Origin of the sequence: Amycolatopsis jejuensis (genome assembly GCF_000717335.1) — a bacterium.
GTDB classification, from domain to species: domain Bacteria; phylum Actinomycetota; class Actinomycetes; order Mycobacteriales; family Pseudonocardiaceae; genus Amycolatopsis; species Amycolatopsis jejuensis.
Genome location: NZ_JNYZ01000001.1, coordinates 217873 through 228659, shown reverse-complemented (window position 1 = coordinate 228659; position 10787 = coordinate 217873). Strand labels below are relative to the sequence as shown.

Genomic DNA, 10787 nt, shown 5'->3' with positions numbered 1-10787 from the left:
GACAGCGAGGTCTCGCCATGGACGGCGTTACGGGGGTCCGGGCCGGGGACGGCGTTGCGGCCGCCCTCGAGGAACTGCGACGGGGGCGGATGATCGTCGTCGCGGACGACGAGGGTCGCGAGAACGAGGGCGACCTCATCATGGCCGCCGAGTTCGCCACGCCGGAGGCGCTCGGCTTCATGATCCGCCACACGAGCGGGGTGGTGTGTGTTGCCATCACCGAGGAACGTGCCGACGAACTGGACCTTCCGCTCATGACCAATGCCGCCACCGACCCGCGGGGCACCGCATTCACCGTGTCGGTCGACAAGCGCGCCGGTACCACGACCGGCGTTTCGGGCGCCGATCGCGCGGCGACCGTACGGGCATTGGTCGATCCGGCCACCGAACCGGCGGACTTGACCCGCCCGGGGCACATTTTCCCGCTGCGGGCCCGGCGCGGGGGAGTGCTGCAGCGCCCGGGGCACACCGAGGCCGCGGCCGACCTGTGCCGGCTCGCCGGGCTCGCCCCGGCCGGGCTGCTGTCGGAACTCACGAACGACGACGGCACCATGATGCGCGAGCACGATCTGCGCTCGTTCGCGGCGGCACACGGACTCGTGATGATCACCGTTGCTGACCTGGTGGCGTACCGCAGGCGCAGTGAATCGCTCGTCCGCCGCGAATCGGCCGGACGGGTACCGCTGGCCGGTCGCGATTGGTGTGCGGTGGCGTACCAGTCCACTCCGGACGGATTGGAGCACGTCGCTTTCGTTCTCGGCGACGTGGATCAGCGCCGGGCCGACGGCTCACCGGTCCTCGTGCGCGTCCACTCCGAATGCCTGACCGGGGACGTGTTCGGCTCCCAGCGTTGTGACTGCGGGGAACAGCTGCGTGCTTCGCTCGAACGCATTGCCGAGGCAGGGCGCGGGGTGGTCGTCTACCTGAGGGGCCATGAGGGCCGGGGCATCGGGCTGGCGCAGAAGCTGCGGGCGTATGCGCTGCAAGACCGTGGCATGGACACTGTGGACGCCAACCTGGCTTTGGGGCTCCCGGTCGATGCGCGGGATTACGTTGCCGCCGCCTGGATTCTGCGGGACCTCGGAGTCCGCGAGGTATGCCTTCTGACCAACAACCCGGCCAAGCTGAGCGGATTGTCCGGCCCCGGTGTGGAGGTCGTGGCCCAGGAGCCGGTACCCGCCGCGCCCACCCCGGCCAACATCGCTTATCTCGTGGCGAAACGCGATCGCATGGACCACACGCTGCGGTTGTCCGGGACGTCATGACGGACACCACCTATTGGGATCCCGAATTGCGCGCTGCACTCGACCTGGCCCGGGCGGAACTGCCCGCGACGATCACCCCGGACCTCATTCCGCTCCTGCAGGAAACCTCCGCGCGGACTGAACAGGCGATGGCCGACCTCTCCGCGCGGTTCGGGGTGGGCCTGCGCGGCTACCCGGTCGAGGCTGGGCTCGAAGTCGTTGTCGCCCGTCCGCCCCAGGCGGGGCCGCGAGCGCCGGTGCTCTATTTCGTGCACGGCGGCGGGATGATCATGGGCAGTGCGGTGTTCGGCCTGGACCTCGTGCTGCCGTGGGCGGTCGAGCTGGGCGCGCTGGTGGTGTCGGTCGACTACCGCCTTGCACCGCAATTCCCCGATCCCATTCCCGCGCAGGACTGTTTTGCCGGTCTCCGCTGGGTGCTTGCCCATGCGGGTGAACTCGATGCCGACCCGAGCCGCATCGTGCTCGTAGGACACAGCGCGGGCGCGGGCCTGGCCGCCGGTCTGGCGCAGCGGGTCCGCGACACCGACGGTCCGGCTCTGCGCGGCCAGCTGCTGATGTGTCCCATGCTCGACGACCGGGAACGCACGCCCTCCAGCGTCGAGCTCGACGGCGATGGGGTGTGGGACCGCACGTCGAACCGGACCGGCTGGACCGCCCTCCTCGGCGACCGGCGCGGTGGACCGGACGTGCCTGCGTATGCGGCCCCGGCGCGCGCCCGCGACCTGGCCGGACTGCCACCGGCGTACCTCGATGTGGGTTCGGCCGAGGTGTTCCGCGACGAAGTCGCCGACTACGCGAGCCGCATCTGGCAAGCCGGGGGCGCCGCGGAACTGCACGTGTGGCCCGGGGCCTATCACTGCTTCGAAATCGTGGCGCCGGAGTCGCAGCTGGGCCGCGCCGCGCGAGCCGCTCGGATCGCCTGGCTCCGCCGCGTGATCGCGTAACGCCGACTTGCCCGCCGTCCCAACCGCCGAGGTCCCGGAGGAGCACATGAACCTGACCAACCCCGACGCTGTGCACGACGTCGTCATCATCGGAGCCGGTCCGGGTGGCATCTGCGCAGCGATCATGCTCGAACAGCGCGGTGTACGCGATGTGGTCGTCCTGGAGCGGTCCGCGGGGATCGGCGGGACCTGGTACAACAACCGTTACCCGGGACTGGCGTGCGACGTCCCGAGTGACCTCTATTCGTACAGTTTCTTCCAGGACTACGACTGGTCGCGGGCCTTCGCCCGGCGCAGTGAGATGTGCCGTTATGTGGAGGAAGCCGCACAGCGCTTCGGGGTTGCCGACCGCGTGGTGCTGAACGCCGGTGTCGAATCCGCGCGGTGGGATGAAGCTGCTGCGCAGTGGGTCGTGGTGAGTGCGGCCGGGACCTATCGGGCGCGCACGGTGATCGGCGCGGTGGGCATGTTCAACGAACCGTCCCGGCCGGAGATTCCCGGGCTGGACAGCTTCGGCGGGCCGCTCGTGCACACCGCGGAATGGCCCGGCGACGCGGACGTTTCGTTCCTGGAAGGCAAGAGCGTGGGCGTGATCGGCGCCGCGGCCTCCGCCGTGCAGCTGGTCCCGGCGATCGCGCCGGTCGTCGGCGAGCTGTCGGTGTTCCACCGGACCCCGCAGTGGGTGTTCCCGAAGGACGACCAGGTGTACGACGACGCGGTGCGGGCGGAGCGCCGGGCGGATCCGTCCATTGTGGCCGGACTCCGCGTGGCCAGTACCGACTTCGTCGACCGGTTGTGCGACTTCGGCAACGCCACGCTCATGGCCGAGCTGCGGGAGAAGGGGCTCGGCAACCTCGATGCGGTGAGTGATCCGCGCATGCGCGAGAAGCTGACGCCGGTGCTGCCGATCGGCGCTCAGCGCACGTTGCTGTCGTCGGAGTACTACCCGGCTTTCAACCAGGACCACGTCCGGCTCGTGACCGACCCGATCGCCGAGGTCCGGCCGGACGAGGTCGTCACGTCCGCCGGGGCACACCGGGTCGACGTGCTCCTCCTGGCGACCGGCTATGCCGCGCACCGCTTTCTGTCCGTGATCGACGTCGCCGGGCGAGACGGTACGGACCTGGCGAGCGTGTGGGAGGACGGCGCGTACGCCTACAAAGGCATCACGCTCGACCGGTTCCCCAACCTCTTCATGCTCTACGGCCCGAACACCAACGGCGGCTCCATCATCGACAAGCTGGAGAGCCAATCCCGTTACGCCGTCGGGAAAATCTGCCACCTCCTCGAACACGACCTGGCGGCGCTCGAGGTCAGCAGCGACGCGGTGACGGCGTACAACAAGCAGCTGGCGATCGATCTGGAGCGCGTCGAGGCGTGGCGGGTCGAGGGAAGCCGGTACTTCCGCGCCCCGTCGGGCCGCGTCGTGACGCAGTGCCCGTACCCGCCGACCGAGTACGACGCTTTGACGCTGGCCGACGACCTCGCGGATTACGTCACGACGGCCCGATGACGCGCGGGGGCGGGCCGCACGCCCGCCCCCGCGGTTCAGTCCAGTTCGGCGTCCGGGAGGCCGCCCCCTTCGTAGGGGTTGCCGGTGGCGCGGAGGAACCGCTGCCATTCCGCCGGATCGTGGCGCACGAGGTACCGCACCACCAGGCCGTTTTCGACCGTGTAAGTCGCCTCGCTGTGCAGGTGCAGTGGGCCGTCGGGCAGGGTGCCGGTGATGGTGTAGTCCGCCACGAGCGTCTCCTCCGTGCGGGCGGTGGCGGTTCCGGCGACGTCGATGTCCGGGATGGTGCGCCGGAGGAACGCGCCGTAGTTGCCGCTTCCGGCGACGCCGTCGTGGTCCAGTTCGAGGTACTGGTGCTGGTCCGGGGTCTGCTCCCAGTGCGCCAGCGCCACCTGGATCACCGGGGCGAACAGAGTGCGGTGCACGCTCGAGTACATCTCGAAACCGCTCCGTAGCGCGGTCCGGATGCGGTGCGCCATCTCGGTGGTGTTCTCGGGCGTGTTCATGGCTTCGGACGTCCACTTGGGAGCGTCGGCGGCCGGGTCCGTTGTCGTTGCGGTTGTCATTGCGGTGCCTCCTCGGGGCGGTGGCGGACCGGCGCGGGCGGGTGCCCGGCCGGTGAGTGGTCCGGGGCGACGGCGGCGAGCAGTTCGCGGGTGTAGGGGTGCCGGGGGAAGCGCAGCAGCTCCCCGGTCGCGCCCTCCTCCACCACGACGCCCTCTTTCATGACGAGCACGCGCCCGCACAGCTGGTTGATCACCCCGAGGTCGTGCGAGATGAAGAGCAGTGCGACGCGGAGGTCGCGGCGGAGCGCGTCGAAGAGTTCCAGGATCTGCGCCTGGATCGAGACGTCGAGGGCGGAAACCGGTTCGTCGCAGACGAGGATCTCCGGCTGCGGGCCCAGCGCGCGGGCGATCGCCACGCGCTGGCGCTGTCCGCCGGAAAGCTGGCTGCCCCGCCTGCCGAGCACCGTCCGGTCGAGCCCGACGCGGTGCAGCAGCTCGACGATCCGGGACCGGTGGGCGGCAGCACCGCGGCGGCCGGGACGGCCCAGCGCCTCGCCGATGATGCGCTCCACGGTGAACCGCGGATCGAAGGAGCCGAGCGGGTCCTGGTGGACCGGCTGGATGCGTGAGCGCTGCGCCCGGCGCTCGCGTTCCGGTAGCCGGGACCACGGGCCGCCGTCGAGCAGCACGTGTCCGTCGTCGGGCGGAAGCAGGCCGAGGACAAGCTGTGCCAGCGTCGACTTGCCGGAGCCGGACTCTCCGACGACGCCGAGAGCTTCGCCCGACCGCAGCGAAAACGAGACGTGGTCGACTGCTTGCCTGCTCCCGTCCGGGGTACGGAACCGCTTGGCGACGCTCTCGGCCTGGAGCACGACCGGACCGGGCGGCGTTGCGGCCGGGGGCAGTGGTACGAGCTCCGCTGGGCTTTCCTCCCCGGCGTGCCAGCATCGGGTGAGCGATGCTCCGTCGGCGTGCAGCGGCGGCAGCTCCTCGTGGCACCGGCTGTCGGCGATCGGGCACCGGCTGCGGTACGGGCAGCCGGGACCGGGCGCCGGTGGGGCGAGGAGACCGGCCGGGCGGGGCGCTGCCTGCGGTGCGTGGATGGTGGGCGCGGCGGCCAGCAGTGCCCGGGTGTAGGGGTGGACGGGCTTGTCCAGGACCTGCGCGGCGGGACCTTCCTCCACGATCAGCCCCGCGTACATGACGGCCACGTGGTCGGCCATGCGGGCGACGACGGTCAGGTCGTGGCTGATCAGCAGGACCCCGGTACCGGCGTCGCGCATGGCCGAGAGGAGGTCGAGCACCTGGGCCTGGATGGTGACGTCGAGGGCGGTGGTGGGCTCGTCGGCGATGACCAGCGACGGCCCCGCGGCAATGGCCGACGCGATGAGCGCGCGCTGCCGGAGCCCGCCGGACAGCTGGTGCGGATACTGGCGGGCCCGCTGTCCGGGATCGGGGATTCCGACGTCCCGGAGGAGGGTCCGGATCCGTTCGCTGCGCTCTTCGCGCCCGAGCCCGGTGTGGATGTCGATCGGTTCGGCCACCTCGTCCCCGACGCGCCGGAGCGGATTCAACGACGTCAGCGCGTCTTGCCCGACGAAACCGATGCGGGCACCGCGCAACCGGCGCCAGTGCCGTTCGTCGAGGGTGAGCAGCTGCCTGCCCTCGAAGGTCATCGACGAGGCCTCGACCGTCGCGTTCCGGCCGGCGAGGCCGAGCAGCGAACGGGCCGTCACGCTCTTGCCCGAGCCGGACTCGCCCACGATCGCGAGGCACTGGCCGGCCGGTACCCGCAAACTCACCCCGCGGACCGGCGTGACCGGCCCGTGGCGAGTGGTGAAGTGCACGGAGAGATCGCGTACGGACAGCAGTGCGGTCATCGGTCGTCTCGTCCTTCGAAGCGGGCCTGGACGGCCCGGCCGGCCACGCTGATACTGATCACGGTCAGCGTGATCGCCAGCCCGGGGAACACAGCAGGCGCCCACGCGTCCTGGAGGTAGTCACGGGCCTGCGCGAGCAGCGATCCCCATTCCTCCGACGATTGCTGCGGCCCGAGCCCGAGAAAGCTCAGCGACGCACCGGCGATGATGGACTGGCCGACGTTCATGGTGGCGAGCACCAGCATCGGCGGCAGCACGTTGGGCACGATGTGGCGCCCGATGATTTCCCGGCGGCGCAGGCCGAGCGCGGTGGCCGCCCGGACGTACCCGGCCTCCTTGACGACCAGCGTCTGCACCCGCACGATCCGGGCGAATCCCGGCGCGAGCGACACCGCAATGGCCACCGCGACGCTCGGCCCGCCCGCCCCGAGGATGGCGACGACCAAGAGCGCCAGGAGGACCGGGGGCACGGACATGAAGACGTCGGCGGCCCGCATGGCGGTCTCGTCGGCGAACCGCCCGCCGAGCCCCGCGACCAGCCCCCAGGCGATCCCCGCGGCCGCCGCCAGCGCGGTGGCGCCGATGCCCAGCGCGAGTGACGCGCGTGCTCCGTGGATCACGCGGGTGAAGATGTCGCGCCCCAGCTGGTCGGTACCGAAGAGATGACCGGCACCCGGGCCGCGCAAGGCGTTTAGCGGGTCTACCCCGTCGGCGTGGCCCGCCAAGAGGTCCGGGAAGGCGGCGGCCAGGACGACCAGTACGAGGAACAGGACGGCGAGTGCCGGGGCGAGGCGTCGCGCGCTGGTTGTCGGGGGGAGCCCGGTGGTGGCGGTCACGCTGGTCCCTCCCGGAGCCGGGGGTCGACGACGCGATACAGCGCATCAAGACCGGTGTTGATCACGACGAAGGCCGTGGTGGCGACCAGGACGACCCCCGTCACGACGGGGAGGTCGCGGCCGGTGACCGCTGTGACTGCGACCTGTCCGATGCCGCCGCGGGCGAATACCGTTTCGACTACGACCACGCCGCCGAGCAGGGTGCCCAGCGTCCAGCCGGACAGGGTGAGCACCGGCAGCAGCGCGTGCCGGAGGGCGTGCCGCAGCCGCAGCTTGGTTGCGGTGGCCCCGCGAGCGCGCACGGTCAGGGCGAACGGCTCGTCGAGCGCACGTTCGAGGCCGTCGCGCATGACGAGGGCGAGGGTGCCGGCGATGGGCAGGGCCAGCGTCACCCACGGGAGGATCAGCGCGCCGATGCCGTCGTTGCCCAGCACCGGAAACCAGTGCAGCCGGAACGAGAAGACGGTCAGCAGGAGCATGCCGATCCAGAAGCCGGGGGTCGAGACGAGCGCGAGTTCGAGCGTCGAGAAGATCGCCCGGGCTCGCGGGCGTCCCGCGGTGCTCACGGCCAGCGCGAGCGCCAGGCCGAAGCCGAGGACCGCGGCACCGGCCGCCAGGGAGACGGTCGGGCCGAGCTGCTCGGCGATGACCGTCGAGACCGGCTGGTTCCGCTGGTACGACGTGCCGAGGTCCCCGGTCACGAGCCGGCCGAGGAACCGGCCGTACTGGACGATCAGCGGCTGGTCGAATCCGTACTCCTTGCTGATCCGCGCCAGCAGCTGCGGGGACGCGCCGCTCAGCACGCCGGTGCCCGCGATGACCCGTGCCGGATCGCCCTTCACGAGATGCAGCCCGAGGAAGGACAGGGTGGCCGCGCCCCACAGGACGACGGCACCGAGCCCTGCCCGGCGCAGCCACCAGCGCAGCGGGGAGATCACTTGGCCAGCCAAGCGCCGGCGAACCGGGCGATGCCCTGCGCGTCGACGGTGAGGCCGGAAAGCTTCGCCGTCGTGCCCACGAGCGAGGTCTGGACGTAGCCGGGCAGGACGTAGCCGTTCTTCAGCACGTAAGCCTGGGCCTGCGCGTAGTCGCGCGTGGCGACCGCGGGATCGGCCGTCCCGGCCGCTTCGTCGAGCCAGCCGTCCAGCTCGGGGGAGGCGGCGAGGGAGAGGTTGGCCCCGCCGCGGGCGAAGGTCGCCTGCGAACCGAAACTGAAGCGCAGGATGTCGGCGTCGGCGCGGACGTTGCCGGTGTCGAGGATCTGGTACCCGCCGTTCAGCACCAGATCGGTGTAGGCACCGGCGTCGAGGTTCGGCCGGTCGATGCGGATCCCCGCCTTCTTCGCCTCGGCCTGGATGGCCTGCCCCAGCACGTCGCGCCGGTCGCGGTTGATGAGCCCGAGGTACGGCCAGGTGAGCGTCAGCTCCCGGCCGTCCTTGGTCCGGTAGCCCTCCGCGTTCCGCCCGGTCCAGCCTGCCCGGTCGAGCAGCTCCGCGGCTTTCGCCGGATCGAACTGCGGCAACGACCCCTCGGCGGCCCGGTCGTAGCCCGGGGTCGTCGGGGACAACACATTCTTGGCCGGCGCGTACTGCCCGGAGTAGATGTTCGCGACGAGTGCGGGAACATCGATCGCCCGCTGCACGGCCTCCCGCACCGACGGGTCGCTCGTCGGCCCCGTGCGGACGTTGAAGTAGAGGTTGTAGCCGGTGCCCGGCAGCTCGTTCTTGAGGACCCGGAACTTCCCGCCCGCCTGCAGGGAATCGACCCGGCCGGACGGCACCGCGGCGATGGCCTGTGCCTGACCGCTGGTGAGTGCGCCGTAACGGGTGGTTTCCTCGGCGACGTAGCCGAACTTCAGCGTCTGGAGGTAGGCCGGGCCCGGGTGCGGTGCACCGGCGGGCGCGGCGGCGTAGGCGGGATTGCGGGTGAGCGTGATGTCCTTCTGCTGTTCCCACGAGACGAACGAGAACGGTCCGGTGCCGACCGGCTTGTAGTCGGCCGCGGGAACGCGGAGCGCTTTCGGGCTCTGGATACCCAGATACGGCGTGGAAAGGGCCTGCAGGAACGGCCGGAAAGGCTTGCTCAGCCGTACTTTCGCGGTCAGATCGTCCACAATGGTCGTACTCTCGTAGGGCGCGATGAGCGACGCCGCGTACTGCGACTTGCTCGCCGGGTCCACCACGTGGTCGAGCGTCGCTTTGACGGCGGCGGCGTCGAACGGCGTGCCGTCGGTGAACGTTATACCACGTTTAAGGTGAAACGTGTAATCCCGGCCGTCGGCAGAGATTTCCCACTTCGTCGCCAGCCAGGGGCCGAAGGTCGTCGGCGAGGTCTGCTCGACGAGTGAATCGAAAATCGGGCGCGTGACCAGGCCGGTCACGGTCGCCGGGCTGACCGCGGGATCGAGGGTGAGCTGGGTCTGGTCGACGAGGTAGGTCAGTTCCCCGCCGGAGACCGGGGTGCCGGTGCCAGTGTTGGTGCCATCGGCTTCCCCGGCCGAGCAGGCGGCGAGAACCGGGACGAGGAGCAAGCCGGCCGCCACGACGGCGCGCCGGAAAGGGATGGGGTGAGCAGACATCTCGTGGTCCTTCATCGGGAGTTCCGCGACGCCGATCGTCCATTGTGCACAGACGGGGCGTACAGGCCGGAAGTGGGGGAGCGTCCCCGTGACTCAGGAGAGAGTAAGCGAGAACATCCCGATGCGAGGGTAGTTCCACCCGTTGAGACCAACGGGCCCAACGGGAATCAGCGCTTCGGCACCGGACCCGTGGAGGCGCGGGGAAGGTACTGCGCGGAGTCCTCGACGATGGCGTCCTCGACGGGCTTGCCGGCCAGCGCGTCGAGCATGGCGACGGCAGCGGCTTTGCCGAGCTTGTCGTAGTCGGTGCGGATGCTGCTGAGCGGAATGCGGAACAGCGAAGCGTCTTCCGGGTCGTAGTACGAGACGACCGAGAGGTCCTCCGGGATGCGCAGCCCCAGCTCGCCGGCCACGGCCAGCAGCTGGTTGGACACCGGAGGCGCGGCGAACACCGCGGTGGGCGCGCCGGGGCCGACGAGCCGCTCCTTCACGATCTCCCGCAGCTCGTCGCCGTGCTTGATGCGGATCTCGTGCCATTTCATGCCGCGCAGGCGCGGGTACATCGAGAACAGCGGTTCGGTGCGGTCGACGACGATCTCGGCGAGGTCGCGGTGCCCGAGCGACCTGAGGTCCCGGCAGGCCGCGGTGAACGCGGGCTCGGCGTTGACGGTGACCAGCGGCAGCTGAGCCACGGCCGAGTGCCGGAAAACGACGGCGATCACCGGGATTCCGGAGCGTTCGTACCACGCCAGCGACCGGATGGGGCGGGCGTTCCAGTAGAACAGCCCGTCGACCCGGTGCGCGAGGAAACGCTGCAGCAGCGTGTCGACGTCGACACCTTCGTTGCGCACCAAGGAGAGCAGCACGCTGTAGCCCTCGGTCTCCATCTGCGCGATGAGGTCCTGGAACGTGCTGAGCAGCTCGCTGTGCGGATGGCCCTCGAAGTTCACGACCATGCCGACGGTCATGGTCTTTTCGTTGCGCATCGCGCGCGCGGCGAGGTTCGGGACGTACTCGAGCTCCTCGGCGGCGGCGAATACGCGGCGCAGGTTCTCGGCGGAGACCGGCAGGCCGTTGAGTGCTTTCGACACCGTGGCCGTGGAACACCCGGCCAGCTCGGCGACGGCCCGCAGCGTTGCCGCCTTTTTGCGGGGGGTGGCGCGGGTCTTCCGGGTGGACGCTTCGCGAGCTGGCACGACGCCATCGTAGCAACGGAAACGCGCTGAGTGCGCTACGACATGGCGAACGCGCATGGCAATACGCGA

9 protein-coding genes are annotated in these 10787 nt (G+C 70.4%); 3 read left to right on the top strand and 6 right to left on the bottom strand.

Going from position 1 to position 10787, the window contains the following annotated elements; genetic code table 11:
- Positions 1–17 precede the first annotated feature (17 nt).
- From OO71_RS01040 to OO71_RS01030, 3 genes are read left to right on the top strand one after another with little or no spacing between them, the layout of a single operon-like run.
- Positions 18–1265 carry a bifunctional 3,4-dihydroxy-2-butanone-4-phosphate synthase/GTP cyclohydrolase II gene (locus OO71_RS01040; protein WP_033287644.1) on the top strand — a complete coding sequence of 416 codons (1248 nt, stop codon included), beginning with the start codon at positions 18–20 and terminating at the stop codon, positions 1263–1265.
- Entirely contained in the window at positions 1262–2209 is a 948-nt protein-coding gene (locus tag OO71_RS01035) for an alpha/beta hydrolase (RefSeq protein WP_033287643.1), read from the top strand. Before OO71_RS01040 ends, OO71_RS01035 begins: the two co-directional genes overlap by 4 nt.
- Positions 2210–2255: 46 nt before the next feature.
- Entirely contained in the window at positions 2256–3722 is a 1467-nt protein-coding gene (locus OO71_RS01030; protein WP_033287642.1) for a flavin-containing monooxygenase, read from the top strand.
- A gap of 35 nt (positions 3723–3757) precedes the next feature.
- Here the strand turns inward: OO71_RS01030 and OO71_RS01025 are convergent, their stop codons facing one another.
- The 6 genes from OO71_RS01025 to OO71_RS46920 all read right to left on the bottom strand — a co-directional run bounded on the left by OO71_RS01025 (position 3758) and on the right by OO71_RS46920 (position 10718).
- Positions 3758–4288 (bottom strand): hypothetical protein, encoded by a 531-nt coding sequence (locus OO71_RS01025; RefSeq protein ID WP_033287641.1) that lies wholly within the window; start codon positions 4286–4288, stop codon positions 3758–3760.
- Complete coding sequence (locus OO71_RS01020; RefSeq protein ID WP_051790875.1) at positions 4285–6108, bottom strand: dipeptide ABC transporter ATP-binding protein; 1824 nt, start codon at positions 6106–6108, stop codon at positions 4285–4287. The genes OO71_RS01025 and OO71_RS01020 overlap by 4 nt, the downstream gene beginning before the upstream one ends.
- On the bottom strand, positions 6105–6944 hold the full coding sequence (locus OO71_RS01015) for an ABC transporter permease (RefSeq protein WP_033287640.1): 840 nt from the start codon (positions 6942–6944) through the stop codon (positions 6105–6107). Before OO71_RS01015 ends, OO71_RS01020 begins: the two co-directional genes overlap by 4 nt.
- Positions 6941–7882, bottom strand: coding sequence for an ABC transporter permease (locus OO71_RS01010; RefSeq protein ID WP_245633532.1), 942 nt, complete (start codon positions 7880–7882; stop codon positions 6941–6943). Before OO71_RS01010 ends, OO71_RS01015 begins: the two co-directional genes overlap by 4 nt.
- A complete protein-coding gene (locus tag OO71_RS01005; protein ID WP_033287756.1) occupies positions 7879–9522 on the bottom strand; it encodes an ABC transporter substrate-binding protein in 1644 nt (547 codons plus the stop codon). The genes OO71_RS01010 and OO71_RS01005 overlap by 4 nt, the downstream gene beginning before the upstream one ends.
- A gap of 167 nt (positions 9523–9689) precedes the next feature.
- On the bottom strand, positions 9690–10718 hold the full coding sequence (locus tag OO71_RS46920) for a LacI family DNA-binding transcriptional regulator (protein ID WP_051790873.1): 1029 nt from the start codon (positions 10716–10718) through the stop codon (positions 9690–9692).
- Positions 10719–10787: the final 69 nt, after the last annotated feature.